Raw genomic sequence first — 24,354 nt, forward strand, 5'->3', positions numbered from 1 at the left:
GCCGGATCACGCGCGCTGGCGGGTTGAGTACCAGCAGAGCAGCGATCCGGCGCACACCATCAGCGCGCCCTGCCAGAAAGAGAACGAGAGCGGGGCGCTTAACACCACCGCCGCCAGCGCGGAAGAGAGCACCGGCGTGAAATAGGACGCGGCTGCCAGCACGGTGACGTTGCCGTGCAAAATACCAATATTCCACGCGGCATAACCACAACCGAGCGCAATGCCGGTCATCAATAATTTCACCACAACCGGCAGCGTAAAAACCATTTCCGGCTGCGGTGTGAGCGCGAATTTCACCCATAATGTCGCGGCTGTCAGCAATACAAACAGCGTAATGCCGTTCGCGCCGTTGGCGTATTTGGTAGTAACAGTGCAACAAATCGCCCAAATAAACGCCCCGGCAAATGCCAGCGCATAGCTCAGCGGGCTGGAGATAATATTGTGCTGGATTTCAGCGATATTAAGACCGCTTTCGCCGCCGAGCACCCAGCTCACGCCCAATAACGCCAGTAATAAACCGGGAATAACCCATAAACTGGCTTTTTGACCGTTGAATAATATTGCGCAAAAAATCGTCAGACTCGGCCATAAATAGTTGACCATGCCCACTTCAATCGCCTGTTGGCGCGTCGCGGCAAAGCCCAGCGAGAGCGCCAGACACAGTTCATAACTGACAAACAGCACGCTTCCGGCAATAAGGTAACGAGCTGAAAAACGGCGTAAATCCGGGATACCGACGATGACAGCCAGCAGCAACCCGCTTAAGGTGTAGATCATCGCCGCACCGCCAACCGGGCCAAGCCCTTCGCTGACGGCGCGAATAAAACCGACCATCGTGCTCCAGAGTAATACCGCCAGTAAACCAATCAGCGTTGCTTTATTTTTATTCATTACCGCACTTAACCGCCTGAAACAAAGCCTCAATGTATAACACGCGTGAATGCTTAAACGAAATGAATCGCATGCCATCTACTCCTTTCGAGTCATGAAAAGAGAACGCTCGAGACTATTAGGTATCAAGCGCCAGGCGTTATTGATTTACCGCAATTAATTCACCGCGTGGAATGTTTAGTTTTCCGGCCGCAGTCGAAGACAATAATTGAGGAAAACAATGGACGTCAGCCGCAGACAATTTTTTAAAATCTGCGCGGGCGGAATGGCAGGAACCACGGCGGCCGCGTTGGGATTTGCTCCCAAAATGGCGCTGGCGCAGGCGCGAAATTATAAATTGCTGCGCGCCAAAGAGACGCGAAATTCCTGTACATACTGCTCCGTGGGTTGCGGGTTATTAATGTATAGCCTGGGCGATGGTGCGAAAAACGCGAAAGAGGCCATCTATCATATCGAAGGCGACCCGGATCATCCGGTCAGCCGCGGCGCGCTGTGCCCGAAAGGGGCCGGTCTGCTGGATTACGTACACAGTGAAAACCGCCTGCGCTACCCGGAATACCGCGCGCCAGGCTCTGACAAATGGCAGCGCATTAGCTGGGAAGACGCCTTTAACCGCATCGCCCGTCTGATGAAAAACGACCGCGACGCCAACTTTGTTGAAAACAATGCCGCAGGCGTAAAAGTCAATCGCTGGCTGTCAACGGGCATGTTGTGTGCCTCAGCGGCGAGTAATGAAACCGGCATGCTGACGCAAAAATTCGTGCGTTCTCTCGGCATGCTGGCGGTAGATAACCAGGCGCGCGTCTGACACGGACCAACGGTAGCAAGTCTTGCTCCAACATTTGGTCGCGGTGCGATGACCAACCACTGGGTTGATATCAAAAACGCCAACGTGGTGATGGTGATGGGCGGTAACGCCGCTGAAGCCCACCCGGTCGGTTTCCGCTGGGCGATGGAAGCCAAAAACAATAACGACGCCACGTTGATCGTCGTCGATCCGCGCTTTACGCGCACGGCATCAGTTGCCGATATTTATGCGCCAATACGTTCCGGGACGGACATCACTTTCCTCTCCGGCGTGCTGCGCTACCTGATCGAAAACAACAAAATCAACGCCGAATACGTCAAACACTACACCAACGCCGCGTTGCTGGTGCGGGACGATTTTGCCTTTGAAGACGGCTTGTTCAGCGGCTACGACGCGCAAAAACGCCAGTACGATAAAACTTCGTGGAACTACCAGTTTGATGAAAACGGCTACGCCAGACGTGATGACACGCTGACCGATCCGCGCTGCGTATGGAACTTGCTGAAACAGCACGTGGCCCGCTATACGCCGGAAACGGTCGAAAACATCTGCGGTACGCCAAAAGCGGACTTCCTGAAAGTGTGTGACGTGCTGGCCTCAACCAGCGCGGCGGACAGAACCACTACCTTCCTGTACGCCCTGGGCTGGACGCAACACACCGTCGGCGCGCAGAACATCCGTACCATGGCGATGATCCAGTTGCTGCTCGGCAATATGGGGATGGCCGGTGGTGGGGTAAACGCCTTGCGCGGGCACTCCAACATTCAGGGGTTGACGGATCTGGGGCTGTTATCAACCAGCCTGCCGGGTTACCTGACGCTGCCGTCGGAAAAACAGACCGATTTACAGCAATACCTGGCGGCGAATACGCCAAAAGCGCTGTTGCCGGACCAGGTGAACTACTGGAGCAACTATCCCAAGTTCTTTGTCAGCCTGATGAAGTCGTTCTACGGCGACGCGGCGCAGAAAGAGAATAACTGGGGCTTTGACTGGTTGCCGAAGTGGGATCAGGCCTGGGATGTGATCAAGTACTTCAACAAGATGGCGAAAGGCGAAGTCAACGGTTATATCTGCCAGGGCTTTAACCCGGTGGCGTCGTTCCCGGACAAAAACAAAGTGGTCAGCACGTTGAGCAAGCTGAAGTACCTGGTGGTTATCGATCCGCTGGTGACTGAAACCTCCACCTTCTGGCAGAACCACGGTGAGATGAACGACGTCAACCCGGCGGATATCCAGACCGAAGTGTTCCGTCTGCCATCGACCTGCTTTGCCGAAGAGGATGGCTCGATCGCCAACTCCGGCCGCTGGTTACAGTGGCACTGGAAAGGCCAGGACGCGCCGGGCGAAGCGCTGAACGATGGCGAAATCCTCGCCGGGATTTACCACCGCCTGCGCGAGATGTACCGCACCGAAGGCGGCAAAGGCGCCGAGCCGCTGCTGAAGATGTCCTGGAACTACCGTCAGCCGCACAACCCGCACTCGGAAGAGGTGGCGAAAGAGAACAACGGCTACGCGCTGGCGGATCTCTATGACGCCAACGGGCAACTGCTGGCGAAAAAAGGCCAACTGCTCAATAGCTTTGCGCTGCTGCGCGATGACGGCACCACCGCCTCATCGTGCTGGATCTACAGCGGGAGCTGGACGGAGCAGGGTAACCAGATGGCGAACCGCGATAACGCCGATCCGTCCGGGCTTGGCAATACGCTCGGTTGGGCGTGGGCGTGGCCGCTAAACCGCCGCGTGCTCTACAACCGCGCGTCGGCGGATGTGCAGGGTAAACCGTGGGATGCGAAACGGATGCTGATCCAGTGGAACGGGGCGAAGTGGGTCGGCAACGACATCCCGGACTTCAACACCGCGCCGCCGGGCAGCAATACCGGGCCATTCATCATGCAGCAGGAGGGGCTGGGTCGGCTGTTCGCCCTCGACAAGCTGGCGGAAGGGCCATTCCCGGAACACTACGAGCCGGTGGAGACACCGCTGGGCACCAACCCGCTGCATCCGAACGTGATCTCCAGCCCGGTAGTGCGTTTGTTCGAGGACGATGCCAAACGGATGGGGAAAAAAGATCAGTTCCCGTATGTCGGCACCACCTACCGCCTGACGGAGCATTTCCACACCTGGACCAAGCATGCGCGTCTCAACGCCATCGCTCAGCCGCAGCAGTTTGTCGAAATCAGCGAAACGCTGGCGGCGGCAAAAGGCATCGCCAACGGCGATCGCGTGACGGTGAGCAGCAAGCGCGGCTTTATTCGCGCGGTCGCGGTGGTGACGCGTCGTCTGCGGACTTTGCAGGTTCATGGTCAGCCGGTGGAAACCATTGGTATTCCGCTGCACTGGGGCTTTGAAGGGGTGGCGCAAAAAGGTTATATCGCCAACACCCTGACGCCGAACGTGGGCGACGCAAACTCGCAAACGCCGGAGTACAAAGCGTTTTTAGTCAATATCGAGAAGGCGTAAAGGAGCGAAATAATGGCTATGGAAACGCAGGACATTCTGAAACGCTCCGCCACCAACCCGGTCACGCCGCCCCCGCGGGCGCGTGATTACAAAGCGGAAGTCGCCAAACTTATCGACGTTTCCACCTGTGTGGGCTGCAAAGCCTGCCAGGTGGCCTGTTCGGAGTGGAACGATATTCGTGACGAAGTGGGGCACTGCGTCGGGGTTTACGATAACCCGGCCGATCTGAGCGCCAAATCCTGGACGGTGATGCGTTTTAGCGAAACCGAGCAGAACGGCAAACTGGAGTGGCTGATCCGTAAAGATGGCTGTATGCACTGCGCGGAACCGGGCTGTCTGAAAGCCTGCCCGTCGGCGGGGGCGATTATTCAGTACGCCAACGGTATTGTCGATTTCCAGCAGGAGAACTGTATCGGCTGCGGGTACTGCATCGCCGGGTGTCCGTTTAATGTGCCGCGCCTCAACAAAGAGGATAACCGCGTTTACAAATGCACGCTCTGTGTCGATCGCGTCAGCGTCGGCCAGGAGCCCGCGTGTGTGAAAACCTGCCCGACCGGCGCTATCCATTTCGGCACCAAAGCCGAAATGCTGGAGCTTGGCGAGCAGCGCGTGGCAAAGCTGAAGGCGCGCGGTTACGCCAGTGCGGGCATCTACAACCCGCAGGGCGTGGGCGGTACGCATGTGATGTATGTGCTGCATCACGCCGATCAGCCTGGGTTGTACCACAACCTGCCGAAAGATCCGCAGATAGATACCTCGGTCAACCTGTGGAAAGGGGTACTGAAACCGTTGTCGGCGGCGGGCTTCCTCGCCACCTTCGCCGGGCTGATTTACCACTACATCGGCATCGGGCCGAACAAAGAGGTGGATGACGATGAAGAGGAGCACCATGAGTAAGTCAAAAATGATTGTGCGCACCACGTTTATCGACCGCGCCTGTCACTGGACGGTGGTGATCTGCTTTTTCCTGGTCGCGCTGTCCGGCATTTCGTTTTTCTTCCCGACGCTGCAATGGCTGACGGAAACTTTCGGCACGCCGCAGATGGGGCGCATTTTGCACCCGTTCTTTGGCGTGGTTGTCTTCCTCGCGCTGATGTTTATGTTTGTGCGTTTTGTGCATCACAACATCCCGGACAAGCAGGATCTGCCGTGGCTGAAAAACATTGTCGAAGTGCTGAAAGGCAACGAGCACAAGGTGGCGAAAGTCGGCAAATACAATGCCGGGCAAAAGATGATGTTCTGGTCAATCATGAGCATGATTTTTGTGCTGCTGGTAACCGGGGTGATTATCTGGCGCCCGTACTTTGCGCACTACTTCCCGATTCAGGTGATCCGCTACAGCCTGCTGCTGCACGCCACTTCGGCGATCATTTTGCTGCACGCTATCCTGATCCATATGTATATGGCGTTCTGGGTGAAAGGCTCCATCAAAGGGATGGTTGAAGGGAAAGTGAGCCGCCGCTGGGCGCAGAAACACCACCCGCGCTGGTATCGCGATGTGGAGCGTCTGGAAGCGAAAAAAGAGAGCACCGAAGGCATTAAATAATCTGCAAACCGCTCCGGATAACCGTTCGGAGCGGTTTTTTCTTTCCTCACACCTGCGTTTCCCCCTTTTGCGCTTTATTCATTAATCTGCCCGAATGCATGGATTTATATGTCAGCCCGGCCATTTCAACTGGTCGCTGTGGCATGAATAGTCAATAATGCCTGTCGCAAACTTTTAACAAGTGGTTAGTGGTATGAAAAAAACCGTTTTTTCGTTGGCACTTGCGACCTTTGGTCTGGGCATGGCGGAGTTCGGCATTATGGGCGTGTTGACCGAACTCGCGAACAATGTCGGCATTTCAATTCCTTCGGCGGGGCACATGATCTCCGCTTACGCCTTTGGCGTGGTGATTGGCGCACCGATCATGGCGCTCTTTTCGAACCGCTTTTCGCTGAAAAATACGCTGCTGTTTCTGGTGGCGCTGTGTCTCGCCGGTAACGCCATTTTTACCTTCTCCAGCTCCTACACCATGCTGATTATCGCGCGCCTGATTTCCGGTTTCCCGCACGGGGCGATTTTTGGCGTGGGGGCGATAATCCTCTCTAAAATCGCGCCGCCGGGAAAAGTGACCATGGCGGTAGCCGGGATGATCGCCGGAATGACCGTCGCCAATCTGATTGGCATTCCGCTCGGCACGTGGATCGGACACGCGTTCAGCTGGCGCTACACCTTCTTGCTGATCGCCGTCTTTTTCGCGCTGGTGATCGTCTCGGTGATTGCCTGGGTGCCGTCGCTGTTTGATACCAGCGAAAGCCGCCTGAGCGAGCAGTTTCACTTCCTGAAAAAACCAGAACCGTGGCTGATTTTTGCCGCCACCATGTTTGGCAATGCGGGTGTATTCGCCTGGTTTAGCTATGTGAAGCCGTTTATGGTCAATGTTTCCGGTTTCAGCGAAAGCGCGATGACACTGATCATGATGCTGATGGGGCTCGGCATGGTGCTGGGCAATATGTTCAGCGGCAGGCTTTCGGTGAAATTCAGCCCAGTGCGCATCGCGGCGGTAACGGAATTACTGATTATGCTGGCGATGCTGGCGCTGTTTGTCGCCGGTGAAAGCAAAGTGGGGGCGTTGTCGCTTGGTTTTGTCTGCTGCGCCGGGCTGTTTGCGCTCTCTGCGCCGCTGCAAATCATGCTGCTGCAAAATGCGAAGGGCGGTGAAATGCTCGGCGCGGCGGGGGGACAGATGGCGTTTAACCTCGGCAACGCAGTCGGTGCCTGGTTTGGCGGGTTGATTATTGCGTTTGGTTTCACTTACAGCTACCTGACGTTACCGGCGGCGGTGCTGACGTTTGCCGCCATGACCTCGCTTCTGATCTATGGTCACCGAAAAACAAAGCATCAACCGCAACAGGCTGTTCAGCACTAAGGCGCAACCCGGTGAACATCCGCCGGGTTAAATGCGAAAAAAGCATATCGGCGTCTTTATCCGGATTCATCCGGTACGCGTGAACACTCAGCAAAGCGAACAACCGGGGCATGCCCCGGTAAACCCACCTGTTAACGCAGCCAGGGCGTAATGGTCAGCCCGACCAGTACCCCCTCAGGCGCAAGCAGGCGCGTGACGCTCTGCCCCCAGGGTTCCAGACGGTTAGCAACCAGCAGTTGATACCCTTTGTTGACCAACACATCGGTAGCGGTAGCCAAATCCTGCACTTCAAATTCAATCCAGCTTTGCGGAACGGGGTGGGAATCCGGCCATTTATCTGCGCCAAAGCACGACGCGGCGGCGTGATGCAGCGGCCACAGGGCGAAATGTTTTGCGCCGTCGAGCGCATCGTGGTCGGCGACGAGGTAATCGCTCGCGCCCTCCATCGGTTTCAACGGCAGCCCAAGGGTGTGCTGGTAAAACGCCTGGCTGTCGGCAACGTTTTGCGGAATGGGGCCGAAACCGGCGATAAACAGCACTTCAAGCCCAGGGATAGTGGGGGTCATAAGCACCTCTGTGTCAGAAAAAAGGGGGCAGTCATGCCCCCCGATTATAGGCAATGCCCGGTGATTAATGGCGGAGGTCGATCACCATACGACCACGGATCTGGCCCTGTTCCATCTCTTTAAAGATGGCGTTGATATCTTCCAGCGGGCGCAGCGCCACTTTCGGCACCACTTTGCCTTCGGCGGCGAACTGGAAAGCTTCGTGCAGATCCTGACGCGTACCGACCAGCGAACCAACGACCTGAATGCCGTCCAGCACCAGGCGCGGAATATCGAGGCTCATTGCTTCTGGCGGCAGACCCACGGCCACCACGCGCCCACCGGCACGCACGGCATCAACAGCCGAGTTAAAGGCTGCTTTTGCCACCGCGGTAACTACGGCGGCATGTGCACCGCCAGTTTTTTCATGCACCACTGTTGCCGCATCTTCGCTGCGCGAGTTGATGGTGAGATCCGCGCCCATGCTGGCAGCGAGTTTAAGCTGCTCATCATTTACGTCGATGGCGATGACTTTGGCGTTAAACACATTTTTGGCGTATTGCAGCGCCAGGTTACCCAACCCGCCGAGACCGTAGATAGCAATCCACTGGCCCGGTTTAATCTGCGAAACTTTCACCGCTTTATAGGTGGTCACGCCCGCGCAGGTGATGCTGCTGGCCGCGGCGGAGTCCAGACCGTCCGGCACTTTCACCGCATAATCCGCGACCACAATGCACTCTTCCGCCATGCCGCCATCGGCCGTGTAACCGGCGTTGACTACCTCACGGCACAAGATTTCGTTGCCGCTGTTGCAATATTCGCAGTGGCCGCAGCCCTGAAAAAACCACGCCACAGAAGCGCGATCGCCCACTTTCAGCGAGGTCACGCCTTCGGCCACCTGAGTGACAATACCAATGCCTTCGTGTCCGAGGATCACACCGGTTTTGTCGCCGAAATCCCCGTTTTTCACGTGCAAGTCCGTATGGCAAACGCCACAGCACTCCATTTTCAGTAACGCTTCGCCATGTTTCAGCGGGCGCAATGTTTTTTGAGTCACTTCAACCTGATGATCTTTTGTAACAACAGCAGCCTTCATGGTGTTTCTCCTGTGATGAGGCATGGAACTGAGATCCGGGTGTGGCGTATGGCTTCATCCGTAATATACGTCTTTAGAATTAATGGTTTAGGATGGACATTCAAGAGCAGGGCAACATGCTGTAATACTTTCAGCGCCTTTCCCCTGGTTTAGGTAGGGTAAATAATCAGTAACCACTCTGTTAATAAGGTTATAGAGTTCGCAGCATCAATGTCATGCTACTGTCATCAAATGCCGCCAAATTGTTGCTTTCTATAACAAAAGAGTGATTAACAATGCATCTGGTGAAAAAACTGCTGGCCGTCAGCGTTCTCTTATCCGCCTCGGTTCAGGCACACAATATTCTTGCGTTTCCGCAGCCGGAAAATAACCCGGAAGAGTTCTACGCGGTAACGGAAATCCCGGCGGGCGGCATTATTAAGTATGAAACGGACGCCGAAACCGGCTTTATCGTGGCTGATCGCTTTCAGTCAATGCCGGTGGCTTACCCGGCGAACTACGGCTCGCTCACCCAGTCGCTGGCGGGGGATGGCGATCCGCTGGATGTGATTTTCTACACACGCGCGCCGCTGGCACCGGGAACGCTGATTAAGCTGCGCCCGATTGGCGTGCTGAAAATGATTGATGGCGGCGAAACGGACGACAAAATTGTTGCCGTACCGGCCAGCAAAATCGACCCGACCTATGACGACATTAAAAACATCACCGATTTGCCTAAAATCGAGCAGCAACGGCTGGAAGCGTTCTTCCGCGTTTACAAACAGTTGCCGGACGGACGTAAAAAAGTGGAGCTGAACGGTTTTAACGACGCGGCAACCGCAAAGCAGGAAATCAAACAGGCATGGGAGGCCTGGAAAGCGAAAAAAACGCAGCAGTAAGAAACCGCCTGCATACCGCTGACATGGGTTGCGCTTTTTGAGTGACGTCCTCACTAAAAAGTCTCTGCCGGTTCTGCATGATGTCGATCCGAGGACACGCAGGGTGTCTCCTCCGGGCGAAAAGAATAAACCAGCACCTGTTGCTGACCCGCAGCACAGGCTGGTGTTAAAAAACAGGCGCCTTACGGCGCCTGTTTGCTGTGGTATTACAACCGTTGTTGCAGGCGGGCAATCTCCTCGCGCCACTGCGCCTGAAGTTGCGGTTTCTGGTGCTTCGCTTTACGCGCCAGGTCTTCTGCCAGTTGGGTTTCAAGCTTGATTAACCGCTCCAGAAGGGCATCAATATCCTCTGGCTCAGCGGCGACGCTAAGCGCCTCCGGCGCTGTCTGCTCGTGGCGGACACTTTCGCGCAGGCGTTCGAACACCGCCTCAGCATCATGCCATTCGCTCAGCTCACCGTTTTCCACCAGCCAGAAGCGGTTACAGCTACTGCTGATAAGCGATCTGTCGTGGCTGACCAGCAACACACCGCCGCTGAACTGTTGCAGCGTTTGCGCCAGCGCCTCTTTGCCTGCCATATCCAGATGGTTGGTTGGCTCATCCAGCATCAGCAGGTTAAAGTGCGCCAGCGACAGACCGACAAACAGCAACCTGGAGCGCTCACCGCCGCTGAGTGTCGCCACGCGTTGCCCGTGACGCGCCCAGGCAAAACCGGCGCTGATGAGCGCCATTTTGCGATCCTGTGGCGTGGGGGCAAACGGCTCTAGCGCGTCAAACAGCGTGGCGTCATCCGGCAACTGATGCAGCGTCTGGTCGTAGTAACCGGCGTTCAGCCGGGGATGCAGACGCAACCCGGATGCGCTTTCCTGCTGGTAAGCCCGCCAGATAAGACGCAGCAGCGAGGATTTCCCGCAGCCGTTACGCCCGACAATGGCGACCCGATCGCCGCTTTTCAGCCGCGCAACCGGCACCCGGAACAAGTCCGGTAATCCGGGCGCAGGCGGAACAGCGAGCTGTTCCATCTCCAGCAGACGGTCCGCCCTAAGTTCCTCGCCATGCAGCGCCAGCCGCCACTGGCTGCCCTCGGTCAGTTCGGTCTGGTTCTCTTTCAGGCGTTCAACCTGGCGCTCCATCTGTTTCGCTTTGCGCGCCAGATCTTCGTTGTCATAGACGCGCCCCCAGGTGGCCAGCCGTTTGGCGCTGGCGGTAACGCGGTCGATCTCCTTTTGCTCCGCTTTGTGACGCAGGGCATCGCTCTCATCCCGCGCTTCCAGCGCCTGCCGCGCCGCGCTACAGGGGAGTGCGAAGCTGTGCAGCGTATGGTCACGCAGGATCCAGCTGCCATTGGTCACCGCATCCAGTAACGCCGCGTCGTGCGACACCATCACGAAACTGCCGGACCAGCTTTGCAGAAACTGTTCCAGCCACAGCAATGTGGGCAGATCGAGGTGGTTGCCCGGCTCATCCAGGAGCAGCAGATCCGGTTCGCGGATAAGCGCCCGCGCCAGCAGCAAGCGGGTATGTTGCCCACCGCTCAGCGTGGCGGCCGTTAAGGCGATTTCCTGCGGACTCAGCCCCATGCTGGCCAGTAATGCTTCGCCGCGCCAGCGCTGGCTGTCGCGCTCCGTCGACGGGAGCTGTGCCAGTACTGCATCAAGCAGCGTCATCGATAACAGGGCATCGGGCAGATGTTGCTCAACGCGCGCCAGCAGGCACTGGTTTGCCACCGTCACGTTGCCGGAAAGCGGCGACAGCGAACCGTCCAGCACTTTTAGCAGCGTACTTTTGCCGCAGCCATTGTCGCCAATTAGCCCGAGGCGATCGCCTTTTTTCAGGGTGAAGGAGAGATCGGAAAATAACGGACCAAACGCCGTTTCAACACGGATGGATTGTGCAGATAGTAATGTGCTCATTGCTTACTCAAGAGTTACAGGCACGAGCGTGCCTCGTCAAACATCGCTGACGATAACCTGGTAAGCCCAAGGGAAGGGATTGTTGTCTTCGCTCAAGCCGAAGTTATCGCAGCACGAAACCGATAACGCTTGAGCTGGCGCGATCGCCAAAGGCATGTGAATAGTCAAACAATTCACAATACAGCATAAGTAGCCTCCTTTTTTATATTCAGTAAGTTAATGGGTGAAAAGGAGTTTAGCGGGGAAATGAATGTTTTACCAGCAGGGAAAAACCCGGCGCACTGCGGCGCCGGGTGCGGAGATTAAATAGAAGTACGGCGGTAGCTGCGGTACTTCGGCTCCCAGAAGTTTTCGTCAATGGATTGCTTCAGCGCTTCGGCCGAGGTTTTTGCCGCCAGACCTTGTTGTTGCGCCATTTTGCCAACGGCAAAGGCTATGGCGCGTGAAACTTGCTGAATGTCTTTAAGCTCCGGCAGCACCAACCCTTCGCCATTAAGCAGCAGCGGGGAGTATTCCGCCAGCGTTTCGCTTGCCGCCATCAGCATTTCATCCGTAATGCGTGACGCGCCGCTGGAAATAACCCCCAGACCGATGCCCGGGAAGATGTAGGCGTTGTTGCACTGGGCAATCGGGTAGGTTTTCTCTTTCCACTGCACGGGCGAGAACGGGCTGCCGGTGGCAACCAGCGCCATCCCATCCGTCCAGCTAATGATATCCTGCGGCGTTGCTTCCACGCGCGAGGTCGGGTTTGACAGCGGCATGATAATCGGTCGCGGGCAGTGTTTGTGCATTTCACGGATGATCTCTTCCGTGAACAACCCGGTCTGTCCAGAAACACCGATCAGAATATCCGGTTTCACGTTACGCACCACATCCAGCAGGGAAAGGGCTTCATTCTGCGCGCCGGTGTCCCAGTTTTGCAGGTTTTCGCGTTTTTGTACCAGCTTACTCTGGAACGGCAGCAAATTCGGCATTTCGTCCGTCAGCAGGCCGAAACGGTCAACCATATAGACCTTCTGACGGGCGTCCGCTTCGCTCAACCCTTCACGCTGAGTCTGCGCAATGATTTGTTCCGCAATACCGCAACCGGCGGAACCCGCGCCAAGGAAGACGATTTTCTGCTGGCTGAGCTGGCTGCCCGCCGCGCGGCTGGCGGCGATCAGCGTCCCGACAGTGACTGCCGCCGTGCCCTGGATGTCATCGTTAAAGCAGCAGATTTCATCGCGATAACGGTTCAGCAGCGGCATGGCATTTTTCTGCGCGAAGTCTTCAAATTGCAACAGCGCGTCCGGCCAGCGCTGTTTCACCGCCTGAATAAATTCATCCACAAAAGCGTAGTAATCATCGCCAGTGATACGCGGATGACGCGAGCCCATATAGAGCGGATCGTTAATCAACTGCTGGTTGTTGGTGCCAACATCCAGCACGACGGGCAGGGTGTAAGCCGGGCTGATACCGCCGCAGGAGGTGTAAAGCGACAACTTACCAATCGGAATACCCATGCCGCCGATGCCCTGGTCGCCAAGACCGAGGATGCGTTCCCCGTCGGTCACCACGATCACTTTGATGTTGTGGTTCGGCACGTTTTGCAGGATGTCGTCCATGCTGGCGCGGTTCTGCCAGGAGATGAACACCCCGCGTGCGCGGCGGTAAATATCAGAGAAACGCTCGCACGCCCAGCCGACGGTTGGGGTATAGATCACCGGCATCATCTCTTCGAGATGATTTTCGACCAGCCGATAGAAGAGGGTTTCATTGGTGTCCTGAATATTGCGCAGATAGATGTGCTTATCGATGTCGGTTTTAAAGCCCTGATACTGCAACCAGGCGCGTTCGGCTTGTTCTTCAATGGTTTCAACCACTTCTGGCAGCAGGCCAAGCAGGTTGAAGTTGCTGCGCTCTTCCATGCTGAAGGCGCTGCCTTTGTTCAGCAACGGAAACTCCAGCAACACGGGTCCAGCGTAAGGGATATATAACGATCGGTTTTTATTATGCTTTGCATTCATCTTACAGCTCCTTGATCAACTTTCTCCCGTGGGGGTGAGTCACGGGCAGGTACAGCGGCGGGCGCAAGTATAAAGCATCGCTTCAGCAAATACTTCCCGATCGCGGTATTCGTTGATTGAATTTTTAGCAATAACAAGGAGAGGGGGGATAAAACACCACCCCGGACGGGGTGGTGAGGGTGGACAAATCAGCCTGCGCGGCGATGACGCCCGGAGCGGTGAGTGACCACCGTCTCTTCCTGGTTGTCTTTCGTGACAACTTTGCGGGTGTTCGACACTTTGTAATCCAGCCCCATAAGATGACGTGCCTGACGGTTCGATTTCATGCTTACTCCTTAATCCAGTTCAATGTTTCAAGGACAAGCCCGGTGACTGACCGGGCGAAATTCAATCTCATCATTGCGCGGTACAAAAAACATACCGAACTGTTATCCTCGGACATCCCGGTATAAAGTGCAATAAGAAAAGTTACCTTTAGGTTTTATCGCGATAAATAATAAAGCCTCTCTAACAGATTAAATTCCTGCACACTATAGGGTTTGCGAGTAAAAATTCCGAATGGCCTCAATTAAAGTAGAATATTCTTGAGTTTAAACGCCTTCACAAAGTTGCTTAATGGTTACAATAATTAAATTGATATATTACGGATGAAACATCATTTCGCTTTTTTATGTGACGAAAAGTAAAAAAATGACATTATCTTCAACATTGCGATACCAACCACTTTAAACCCAGGCCGTAATATGCTTTTCTTAGCATCAATGGAATAATTAAAAAAATATCTTCGCAATGAGAAAGAGGTAATTCCATGGACGTTAGAAATGGAGTAATTTTTATTTCTTTTGATGCTGTTGCTTTTTCAGGAATTACTGTTGAAGCATTCAAAACAGCACAAGAGTTAGTGCACAAGGGAATTAAGCCTTATCTTGATCTTGGTTACGACATCAAGATTGATAAAGGCAAATTCAATAAACCATATGAATGGGAGAATGCTATATATAAAGGTGGATTTACGCTTGTACGAATAAATGACATTACCAGCCTACCTGACTACAACCCCGGTTTTATCGAGTACTCGCATAATGTATTGATTAGCCAGAAAATAACCGTTTCATCAGCGGAACGTGAAAGAATTCTTTCTGTGATTGATAAAACAGCATGCCAACTGGCAAAAAAAATCGTGCTGCAATGGGAGCAACTCAATATCGGTACGGTTTATGTTGAAAACGGCACGCTTCCGGAAAATATTATTTATACAAAGGCTCTATATATTGCAATAGATGTATATGGGAAGCGATATGATTTAGAGAAATTCGTCACCTGGCGCGACCATGATTTAATGTGGAACAGCGAAAAAACGGTGATGAAATATGGTGCTTATCCATACCCATATGCCATCAAACCCATAAAATCCCCCTATATCACCTACGTTACGCTTAATGAGGATTTGAAAGCAAAACTTGAAGAATGGTGTAACTATGCTGTTGAAGTTAAAGTTAAAAAGAACGCTTACAACTTTAGCGAGGCGCGAAGTCATAGTGATATGCGGCGCAGCCTTGGTATAGGTTGTAATGATATATTGATTGCCCGAACCACACGCCTCATCCCACAAAAACGGCTTGACCGGGATATTTACCTGGTATCAAAACTCAACCAGCTATTTCAACAACACGGTCGCGAGGGGCACGTATTTCTTGTTATCGCAGGCGATCCCCATGAGGCGCCAGAGTGTTATCAATCGCTGGTTGATTTAGCAAGGACATTACAGGTTGAACCGTTTATACACTTTATTGGTTGGCTGCAGCACGGTTACATGCCTCCGGGCAGGAACACCTACACCATTGAAGATTTATATTACTCGTGTGATGTCGTCTCTTTTCTGACGTCATGGGATTACGACAGTTATGGAAATCCAATTGGTGAAGCGATTAGTCACCGGCGCTGTTACATTTCGACACGTTACGAATATTATGACGAAGTCTATGGGCAATATGGTTTCTTTGCGCCAGTCATGGATATTTCTGCCGAGAAAGATGATTTACCTGACGATGAGTTTATTCTCAATGTTTATAAACTCATCACTAACAAATCGTTAATGTCAGAAATGGCTTATCAAAATTTTCTTATTGGTAAGAAAATACTTAACAGTAAGAGCATTGAGTCTTAATTAATACTCAGGGAGAGTATATATGCGTAACAATGTTTATGTTTCGATTGTCTTACCCGTTTATAACGAGAGCGACAGAATTAATTCTGTGCTTGTCTCGTTACTTCATCAAAGAACGCGTAATAACATGCTGACACATGATAACTGGGAGCTGATCGTGGTGGATAATAATTCCACCGACGATTCAGTAGCGCAAATAGAGGATTTTCATCGGCTCAATCCGGCAATGGATATTCATATCATCAAGGAAACCACGCAGGGTGTCTCCTCCGCGCGAAAATGCGGAATGGACTACGCCTCGCTGCGTTCAAAAGCGCGTGATAAACGCCTTGGCATAAACCGTAAGCACTATATCGTTTCGGCCGATGCGGACTGTACCGTGGACAGCTGGTGGCTGCACACGCTAATTGAAAAAATGGTCGAGGAAGCAGGGGATTTAGGCACCTGTAATTACTACTACAACGAAAACGACTTCCGGCTGCGCCCGAACCTGTTTGCGGAGATCCAGAAAACGCTGCGCTGCCGCGATGTCTCCTTCTCGCTGTTTGGCGGCTTCCCGGATGGCAAAGGTTTTGCCGTTGAACGTACGATGTACGACAAAGTCGGCGGCATTGAGATCTTTTACCAACTCAATAACGGCCGGTTTGTCGAGCACCTTTCCGATGACTGGGATTTCGGTATTCGCGTGATCGCCGCGGGCGGAAAACCTGTCTACGCACGCGATTCCCATGTTGAAATCAACAGCCGCCGCGTGGACACCATTCTGCAGGAAGTGATAACCGGTGTCGCTTATGGACAGGATGGCATCATCATCATGAAAGATGTCCGTCCGGAAGGGGGACAGCAAACCTCGCTGAGCGACACGACACCGGCGCAGTCGTTGCAGGCCTGGCACTACTCCATAAAAGATTACGTGCCGAAAAACATTGTGCTGCCGGTGCTTCTCAACCCGCACCTGCTGTTAGACAGCGACGCCGTGCGTGACTTCTTCGGTCCGGTGGTAGCCGATCGCCTGTTCCGGCGCATCGAGGCCATCAAACACGAAACACGCATTATCGATTTCACGCCCATCCACGCCTATAAAACGCCCGCTTACCGGCTCTATTTCGAATTTCGCGACGAGATTTTCAGCGCCATGCGCCGCGCGATGGGCGAAGACATTGGTTTCCCGCCGCCGCTGCCAGCCTGTTTTGACGAGGTTCAGGAGCGCGATTTCCAGCGTTTCGTCTGGTATTTCTGTGAGGATCGCGAGTCCGGCATGGCGCATAACTACTTTGCCAACGGGGGAGTCTTCTGATGAACAGCGCACTTCTGGATTCATTGAACGATCTCGACCCGCACTACCCGGTGCCACGCGTGTACGACTTTCTGGCGGCGCCGGAAAATCACACCTTGCTGGAGTACGTCTACCGGGATCCTTTTGGTTGCCACGTGTTTCCGGGCGACATCAAAGACTACCCACAGGACGCCTTTTTCCGCGAGATGGAACACGACATTAAACAGGCAGCGCAGATCCATCTCTGGGCGTCGATTCCCACCTGCCGCTACCGCTGCCATTTCTGCCAGTTCCCGACCATTATCATTAATCCGCAGAGCGCCCCCTCGCGGGCCGTTTTTCACCGGGTGGTGGATCAGAACATTCAGGAAGCAACGTTGTGGCTGCAAAACGTGCCCGCGCTTGCCCACGCGGAAGTGGGCGAATTTAACGTTTTCGGCGGCACGCCGTCGTTGCTGCCGGAAGCGGAACTTCGGCGTCTGATTGAGTTTTACCGCAACAATTTTAACTTTTCTGCCGCCACGCTGCGCTTTGAAGGGGAACCGGCAACGCTGACAAATGCCTATCTGCAGCTGCTCAAAACGCTGGGATTCAGCAAAATCAGTTTTGGCGTCCAGTCATTCAATAACCAGCTTATCGAGGCCTGTGGACGCAAACATAGCGCGGAAACCTGCGAACAGACGATTACGAACGCGCGCGAAGTCGGTTTCGACTGGATAAGTGTGGATCTGATCTACGGCCTGCCAGGGCAAAGCGTCGATGACGTGAAATATGATATGGAGAAGTGCCGCGAACTGGCGCTTTCCCATGTCGTCTGCACAAAGCTGCATATGGCGGAATTGATGAAGCAGCGCACCGGGGTATCGGGGCAGCGCCAGAGTTTATGGCAGAAAAAAGGGACGACCAGCCGCTTTCCGGGGCTGGGTAAGCAGTACCAGATGCGTGAGCTGATCGAGCGCTACTTCGCCGATGAGTACACTGAGCATCCCACCATGTATTTCCATCAGCGCACCCAGCCTGCGGAGAAGTGGAAAGGGCTGATTACTGATCTTGATAAACAGTATCCGGAAGTGGCGATTGGTCTTGGCGGCAGTTCGAAATGCACGCAGTCGGAGGCGATCAACATTACGGATTACAAACACTACTCCCAGGCGCTGGAAGAAGGGCGCTTACCCATTGAATCGCAACAGGGTTTTTCACCGCTTCAGCGCGAAGTTAATGCCTTCAAAATGGCGCTCTCCACTCTGCGTCCGGTCAACGATAGCGAATTCCGCCAGCGCTTCGACGGTCGCAGCTTTTTCCACAACCCGGTTATTCACCGCGCGTTAGAAACGTTAACGCAAAAAGCGCTCATCACCGTGACTGGCGATAACGTCACGCTTACGCCAAATGGCGTCACGCTGGTGGAAGCGATCATTAATACCCAATTCACATTCGCCGACAGCCAGGAGGTCGCGCATGAAACACACTGACGCATCAACACCGGTTTTTAGCCTTTATTACATCGCCATTGATACCGAAGCCGGGGTCACCAATGAACAGTTTGAGCAGTTTGTTCGTGAGAAAGGGTGTCAGATCCCCTGTTATCCCGGCTGGCGCTGGACGTTGCTGCGCGGCCTGCGGGGAGAGCGCGCCGGGCAATTTCTGATGCTGTATGAAATCGAAAACGCCGACCTTCGCGATCGTTACCAGCGCGCGGACGGCAATCTCACCGAACTGGCGCGTCAGTTCTGGCGCGATCGCCCGCACGCTCAGCAATTGCTGCGGGAGTGGCAACAACTAGGGACATTCAGCGCGCTACCGACGATCTACACCGATTATCGTCTGCTGGCAGAAAACAAAAAAAGCACCGTGATGGATGGCCCCCGTTATCGCGAGCGGCCGGGAGAGGAACCGGAAGCCAGGGTGATTGGCATCCATAACCTGGCGCTGCGCCCGGATGTCGAAGCCGCGACCTTCGAGACCTTTATCGCCGAAAATTACCAGCGTATTGAAGATTACCCGGACTGGAAATTCCGCTTGCTGAAAGGCGAGCGCGGCAACCGGCTGGATCAATATGTGGTGATGATGGAGATCGCAAGTCTTGCGGCGCTGGATGTTTTCTATCCTGAACCGGATATCGCCACCGATCAGGCAGCGATTTTCGCCAGCGCGCACCGGGACACCAAACAGATGTACGAGGAGTGGAAACAGCTCGCGTCCTTCTCGGGATCGCCACAAATCTACACCGATTATCTGGCCGTGGCCGAAAGCCAGGGACAAGGAGTGTAGCCAATGACAACGCCTAACCCGGCCACAAATACCGGCGCACAGCATGCGACGCGGGGGATATTTTTTATCGCCGGTCTGGCGGTCTCCGCGTGGGCACCGCTGATCCCGCTGGTGAAAGCCACGCTGCACGTTGATGACGGCGCGCTGGGTTTGCTGCTGTTTTGCATTGCCGCAGGGTCGATGCTGGCAATGCCGTTCAGCGGTAGCTTAATCAGCCGGTTTGGCTGTCGGGCCGTGATCCTCTGCTGCGCCCTGGTGTTGTGTCTCGATCTGCCCGTAATGTTGTTTATCGATTCCCCCGTCGTGATGGGCGGGGTTCTGCTCTTTTTCGGCGCGGCAAATGGCCTGCTCGATGTGTCGATGAACAGCCAGGCGGTGGTGGTTGAGCGTGAATCCGGACAGGCAAGAATGGCCGGTTTCCATAGCTTTTATAGCCTGGGTTGCATCGCGGGTGCCGGAAGCGTCAGCCTGTTGTTGTGGGCAGGTGTGGCGCCGCGACACGCCATTTTACTGATTGCGCTGCTGATTCTGGCGATCGCGCTGGCTTCATCCGGCCATTTATTAGCCAGGCGCCCGCAACAAACCGACGCGAAAGGAAGCCTGCTGCGAACGCTGGCGCATCCGCATGTGCTTTTCATCGCCATCGTCTGTTTTTTTATCTTTCTGATCGAAGGCGCGATGCTGGACTGGTCCGCCGTTTTCCTGCACAGCGAACGGCAGATGCCCGCGCAGCAGGCGGGCCTGGGCTTTACGCTCTACTCCATTGCCGTAGCGCTGGGGCGGGTATATGGCGATCGCTTAATCAACACGTATAGCAACGTGCGCGTGCTGCTCTTCGGCGGAGTGTGTGCCGCGGCAGGGTTGCTGGTGATGGTTTCACTGCATAGCGCCATGCTCTCTCTTGCCGGGTTCGTGCTGGTTGGCGCGGGGCTGGCGAACATTGTGCCGGTGCTTTTCTCCGGTGCGGGGAATCAGCCCGGTGTGCCGTCGCACTTCGCGCTGCCCGCCGTCACGTTATTCGGCTATGCGGGATTGCTGAGCGGCCCGGCGCTGATTGGCGCCATGGCTCAACATTTCAGCCTGAGCGCGGTGTTCAGCGCCGGCATTGTGCTTCTGCTGCTGGTTAGCCTGCTGGCGCGCAACATTATCCATTAACCACGGGCACGCCCGTGTTGTGAAAATTGAAAAAAAGAAAGGAGTCTTTATGAATTACCCATCTCATGCAGTTTTTAGCGTGCATTACATTGGCCTCAACCTGAAAAAAGGGGTAACGGCGGGCGATTTTGAGCAATTCGCCTGCGAGCGCGGTGTGCAGATCCCGGCGTATCCGGGCTGGCGCTGGACGTTGCTTAAAGGTTTGCGCGGTGAGCGAGAAAACGAGTATCTGATGCTGTACGAAGCGCCGGATGCGCAGCAGTATGCCCGCTATGTGACAGCCAGTGGCGAGCAGACCGCCGAAGCGCAGCAATTCTGGCAGCAACACCCGCAGGCGCTGGCGCTGATTGCTGAGTGGAAAACCTTCGCGACGTTTGCCGAGCTGCCGACCATTTTCACCACTTATTCCCTGGTGGCGGAAAATACGCATAGCTCGTTGCCGGATGGGCCGAATTACCAGGCCAAAGCCGGGCAAGAAACGGTGGCGCGCGTCGTCGGTTTCCACAACCTCGCCCTGCGTGCGGGCGTGCTGCCGCAGACGTTCGAAAAATTCATTACTGACAATATCCACCGCGTCGAAGATTACCCCGGCTGGAAATTCCACATGCTGAAAGGTCAGGGCGGTAATCGTCTCGATCAGTACGCGGTGATGCTGGAAATCGAGAGTCTGGCGTCGCTGAACGCCTTTCATCCGGGGCTGGATGTCTCCACGGAAAAATCACTGGCCTTTGTCGCCGCACATCAGGATACGGAACGGATGTATGACGAGTGGCGCACGCTCGCATCGTTTTCCGGTGCGCCACAACTCTATACGGACTATCTGGCGATAGCCGGAAACGCCGGTTAACCTCACTTACTCCTGTCGGGCGGTGGCGGCCATCAGATGGCTGAGATCACCGCCCAGACGGGTGTTTTGCAGCGGGCGCAGGGACGCTATACGCTGGCGCAGCGGATCATCACACCTATAAAGCTGGCACCAGCCTTCAAGCCAGGCCAGATTGGTCGGGTGCTGTAAAAACGACACATCCTGCGCCGCGCCTGTCTTTTGCGCAAACGGCTGCGCATCGGTCAACCCGCCAATCACCACTTCCCCCAGACGCCGCAGCGCGTCGTGATTTTCCGCTTCTGGATCGACACCGTTCGCACGGGCAAACAGCGCAATCATCACCAGCGGCTGGATAGCGTAATTGTGGTAAGAGAACGCCCGCTGACGACGGCGCAGTTCGTTGGGTAAAAAACCTTGCGGATCAATTTGCTGCATCGCCGTACGGTAAATATCCAGCGCGTCGGTAAAGAGATCGCGCCGCTGCGTGACGACCGCGGTTGCCATAATGGCCCAGGCCGCCCAGTAGCTGTGGTTATTGACTTTATTCAGCGGTAAATCATGCCATTCGTTAACAGTTAAATCGCCAAGTGTGCTGAGCCAGCGCTCAATATTTGCCTGCTGAGCCGGATAAGCGCGCAGCGGATGCTGAGGCGAATATTGCAACTGCAGCCAGGCAGAAGAGAAGGTGGCCAGCGCCCATTTACGCATTGATCTGCCGGTATGGTTCTTCGCATCGCCGGTTAACGCCCCCGCGCTGGCCCAGTCTGCCAGGGCGTTGACCACACAGGCGACATTCGACGGGTTCCCGTTTTGCGCCCAGGCGGTTACCTGGCGGCTGACAAAGCGCTCCATATCGGTAATTGGTCTGGTTTGCTGGCGGAAAGCGGCGTCGGCTTCAGGGTTGAGCGTGGCACGCGCGCTGTCGGAGCCTGCATATTTACTTTGAAAATCCAGCACGCCAGTAAAAGGCGCGGGGGCTGTGGGGCAGTTAACCGCTTTTGCTGGGTGGTGTTCCGGCGGTTGCATAAACCCGGCGGGAGGAGAAAGACGATCGGCGCCATGGGCGGCTGCCGAAAAGATGAAGATCAGCACTGCTCTTAGAAACACCATGCTATGTCCTGTTTTCCACGACCGGGAGCAGCACTATAGCATGGTGTCCTGGACTATCAGCTACCGCCGAAAACATGCACCGCGCGATGCAGGCGGGCGGCGCGTTCAGAGAGATCTTCCGCCGCGCTGGTGACATGCTCCACCATGCCGGTGTTGTTATGCGTCATGGCACCAATACGTGAAACGGACTGGTTAATCAGCTCCAGCGCCTGGGTCTGTTCGTGGGTGGCGATGCCGATCTCTTTAATCATCGCCGACATATTGATCACGCTTTCGATCATCGCTGTCAGGTGGGTTTCGGTGTTCTCGACCATCTCAACACCGCTTTTCACGTTAGCCACGTTGTGTTCGATAAGCGTCTGAATTTCACGCGCGGCAGAGGCGGAGTGTTGCGCCAGATTACGCACTTCCGCGGCAACCACGGCAAAACCGCGCCCGGATTCACCGGCACGCGCCGCTTCCACCGCCGCATTCAGCGCCAGAATATTGGTCTGGAAAGCGATACTGTCGATGACGCCAATGATGTCGACGATTTTATTATTGTCTGCGGAAACCGACTGCATCATGGCAATGGTCTTTTTCATCACATCGCCGCTTTCCATCGCGCTCGCGCTGGTCTCATCCGCGCGCGCCATCGCTTCGGTTGCGGTTTCCGCCGTTTGCCTTACCGCGCTGGCGATCTCTTCAACTGCCGCCGCAGTCTGGTGCAGATCGCCGGAGGTCTCTTCCGTACGTTGCCGCAGAGAGTCGCCTTCGCTGGAAATGCGCCCGCTGATCACGCGAATGCCTTTTATTTGCGCGGAAACATCGCCCACCAGCGAATTAAGGTTCAACCCGGACTGGTTTACCAGGCGCATCAGCAAACCGATTTCATCCACGCGGTTAAAATGGCGGTAGTCGGCTTTTCGCCCGGAGACCACTTTTTGCATTTGTGACAAAACTATTTTGAGCGGGCGTGATATTTGGCTCTGCAAAAAAGCGGAAAGTAATCCCAATGCAATAACCGTTACACCGGCTTTTTCAGCAGCATTAAATGGCAGGAATTGCAATACCACTAACAGGGCAGCGGTAATAATGGCGCCCAGGTTAATCCGTTTTGAAACACTAATCCGCTGGAAAATTGAAAGGAAAGAAAATAACCCACGGCGAACTACTAAACCTTTATAAAAACGGAAACCGCGAAGTTTGTTTTCATTCACTTGATCATAAAGCGCGGCGCTGGCGTCAATTTCATCGCGTTGTGGAATATTCCGCACCGAGATATAACCGGTCAACTCACCTTGCTGATAAACCGGCGTCACGTTAGCGCGCACCCAGTAATGATCGCCGTTCTGGCGGCGGTTTTTCACCATCCCGGTCCAGCTATCACCTTGCTGGATGGTAAACCACATATCACCAAAAGCGGCGGCGGGCATATCCGGGTGGCGAATAATATTGTGCGCTTCGCCCATCAACTGGTCTTCGGTAAATCCGCTGGCGTCAATAAATGCCGTATTGGCATAAGTAATATGGCTGTGCGTATTTGTGGTCGACAACAGCGTCGCCCCATCGTTAAGCAAATACTCTTTCTGTGTAACAGGAGTGTTACGCTTCATGAAAAACCCCGTAATGTACCGCGATCAATAAATTGCTGACGCGGTAATAGGCTTTTTTATAATTTACCGGCCAGTGAGTTTTTGTTATTACCAGTGCATTCTCCACAAAGTTATCGGCAACGGAAAGTAGCTGCGTTAAATATTTTTTTAGTCATACTTACGACTCAATTTATAAATATTGTTATGATTTTGCGAAAGAAAAATGACGACAAAAAAACAAACCAGCCATAAGTACATTCTTAAGTCAAATTAATAGCCAGTGATGCAGCAAAGGCGAATAAATAGACGATCAAAAATAGAAACATTAACATCGCAGGCTAACATTTTTACTTTTAGATAAAGTCCCAGGTATAAGAAAACCACAATACCAGTAATTTATTTATGGTTATTAACGATGCAGCAGCAGAATATTGATTGCGACGGCAGTGCGGCGGAAAACCGCCGC

At 54.3% G+C, this 24,354-nt stretch carries 19 protein-coding genes; 11 read left to right on the forward strand and 8 right to left on the reverse strand.

The genetic code is table 11. The features are described from left to right. Positions 1-6: 6 nt before the first annotated feature. Positions 7-891 (reverse strand): aromatic amino acid DMT transporter YddG, encoded by an 885-nt coding sequence (yddG, locus tag AAIG26_RS02680; protein WP_343179575.1) that lies wholly within the window; start codon positions 889-891, stop codon positions 7-9. A gap of 220 nt (positions 892-1,111) precedes the next feature. Here yddG and fdnG point away from each other — a divergent pair, with 220 nt between their 5' ends. From fdnG to araJ, 4 genes are all read left to right on the forward strand, one after another. Continuing rightward, positions 1,112-4,159, forward strand: coding sequence for a formate dehydrogenase-N subunit alpha (fdnG, locus tag AAIG26_RS02685; RefSeq protein ID WP_343179577.1), 3,048 nt, complete (start codon positions 1,112-1,114; stop codon positions 4,157-4,159). A gap of 12 nt (positions 4,160-4,171) precedes the next feature. Further along, entirely contained in the window at positions 4,172-5,056 is an 885-nt protein-coding gene (fdxH, locus tag AAIG26_RS02690) for a formate dehydrogenase subunit beta (RefSeq protein ID WP_016496044.1), read from the forward strand. Further along, a complete protein-coding gene (fdnI, locus tag AAIG26_RS02695; protein WP_045508358.1) occupies positions 5,049-5,705 on the forward strand; it encodes a formate dehydrogenase-N subunit gamma in 657 nt (218 codons plus the stop codon). Before fdxH ends, fdnI begins: the two co-directional genes overlap by 8 nt. Before the next feature lie 193 nt (positions 5,706-5,898). Continuing rightward, entirely contained in the window at positions 5,899-7,071 is a 1,173-nt protein-coding gene (gene araJ, locus AAIG26_RS02700) for an MFS transporter AraJ (RefSeq protein ID WP_343179579.1), read from the forward strand. Between the two features lie 131 nt (positions 7,072-7,202). Here the strand turns inward: araJ and AAIG26_RS02705 are convergent, their stop codons facing one another. Both AAIG26_RS02705 and adhP read right to left on the reverse strand, forming a co-directional pair. Beyond that, positions 7,203-7,637, reverse strand: a complete 435-nt coding sequence (locus AAIG26_RS02705; RefSeq protein ID WP_343179580.1) for a glyoxalase — start codon at positions 7,635-7,637, stop codon at positions 7,203-7,205. A gap of 64 nt (positions 7,638-7,701) precedes the next feature. Then, positions 7,702-8,712, reverse strand: a complete 1,011-nt coding sequence (gene adhP / locus AAIG26_RS02710) for an alcohol dehydrogenase AdhP (protein WP_343179581.1) — start codon at positions 8,710-8,712, stop codon at positions 7,702-7,704. A gap of 275 nt (positions 8,713-8,987) precedes the next feature. Between adhP and AAIG26_RS02715 the strand changes: the two genes are divergently transcribed. Beyond that, positions 8,988-9,590 (forward strand): inorganic diphosphatase, encoded by a 603-nt coding sequence (locus tag AAIG26_RS02715; protein ID WP_343179582.1) that lies wholly within the window; start codon positions 8,988-8,990, stop codon positions 9,588-9,590. 206 nt (positions 9,591-9,796) lie between these two features. On the opposite strand, the gene AAIG26_RS02720 is transcribed toward AAIG26_RS02715, so the two are convergent. From AAIG26_RS02720 to sra, 3 genes are all read right to left on the reverse strand, one after another. Next, positions 9,797-11,503: an ABC-F family ATP-binding cassette domain-containing protein gene (locus AAIG26_RS02720; protein ID WP_343179583.1), complete on the reverse strand. Its 1,707-nt coding sequence runs from the start codon at positions 11,501-11,503 to the stop codon at positions 9,797-9,799. Positions 11,504-11,805: 302 nt separating this feature from the next. Next, positions 11,806-13,509, reverse strand: coding sequence for an NAD-dependent malic enzyme (locus AAIG26_RS02725; protein ID WP_016496057.1), 1,704 nt, complete (start codon positions 13,507-13,509; stop codon positions 11,806-11,808). A gap of 188 nt (positions 13,510-13,697) precedes the next feature. After that, complete coding sequence (gene sra, locus AAIG26_RS02730) at positions 13,698-13,835, reverse strand: stationary-phase-induced ribosome-associated protein (RefSeq protein ID WP_016496058.1); 138 nt, start codon at positions 13,833-13,835, stop codon at positions 13,698-13,700. Between the two features lie 482 nt (positions 13,836-14,317). Here sra and AAIG26_RS02735 point away from each other — a divergent pair, with 482 nt between their 5' ends. From AAIG26_RS02735 to AAIG26_RS02760, 6 genes are read left to right on the forward strand one after another with little or no spacing between them, the layout of a single operon-like run. Next, on the forward strand, positions 14,318-15,676 hold the full coding sequence (locus tag AAIG26_RS02735; RefSeq protein ID WP_343179584.1) for a glycosyl transferase family 2: 1,359 nt from the start codon (positions 14,318-14,320) through the stop codon (positions 15,674-15,676). A 22-nt stretch (positions 15,677-15,698) separates the two neighbouring features. After that, a complete protein-coding gene (locus AAIG26_RS02740) occupies positions 15,699-16,973 on the forward strand; it encodes a glycosyltransferase family 2 protein (protein WP_097406730.1) in 1,275 nt (424 codons plus the stop codon). After that, entirely contained in the window at positions 16,973-18,424 is a 1,452-nt protein-coding gene (locus tag AAIG26_RS02745) for a radical SAM protein (RefSeq protein ID WP_343179585.1), read from the forward strand. Before AAIG26_RS02740 ends, AAIG26_RS02745 begins: the two co-directional genes overlap by 1 nt. After that, complete coding sequence (locus AAIG26_RS02750; protein WP_343179586.1) at positions 18,411-19,223, forward strand: hypothetical protein; 813 nt, start codon at positions 18,411-18,413, stop codon at positions 19,221-19,223. The genes AAIG26_RS02745 and AAIG26_RS02750 overlap by 14 nt, the downstream gene beginning before the upstream one ends. Before the next feature lie 3 nt (positions 19,224-19,226). Beyond that, a complete protein-coding gene (locus AAIG26_RS02755; protein ID WP_343179587.1) occupies positions 19,227-20,378 on the forward strand; it encodes an MFS transporter in 1,152 nt (383 codons plus the stop codon). 49 nt (positions 20,379-20,427) lie between these two features. Next, positions 20,428-21,225 carry a hypothetical protein gene (locus AAIG26_RS02760; RefSeq protein ID WP_343179588.1) on the forward strand — a complete coding sequence of 266 codons (798 nt, stop codon included), beginning with the start codon at positions 20,428-20,430 and terminating at the stop codon, positions 21,223-21,225. A gap of 6 nt (positions 21,226-21,231) precedes the next feature. Here AAIG26_RS02760 and AAIG26_RS02765 read toward each other — a convergent pair whose 3' ends face one another. Both AAIG26_RS02765 and AAIG26_RS02770 read right to left on the reverse strand, forming a co-directional pair. Then, the gene (locus AAIG26_RS02765; protein ID WP_343179589.1) at positions 21,232-22,314 is read right to left on the reverse strand and encodes a mannuronate-specific alginate lyase; all 1,083 of its coding nucleotides are present in this window, start codon (positions 22,312-22,314) and stop codon (positions 21,232-21,234) included. Between the two features lie 56 nt (positions 22,315-22,370). Then, complete coding sequence (locus tag AAIG26_RS02770) at positions 22,371-23,909, reverse strand: PAS domain-containing methyl-accepting chemotaxis protein (protein WP_016496064.1); 1,539 nt, start codon at positions 23,907-23,909, stop codon at positions 22,371-22,373. Positions 23,910-24,354 lie beyond the last annotated feature (445 nt).

Source organism: Kosakonia sp. PSU_27 (assembly GCF_039409795.1).
In the GTDB taxonomy this organism is placed as follows: domain Bacteria; phylum Pseudomonadota; class Gammaproteobacteria; order Enterobacterales; family Enterobacteriaceae; genus Kosakonia.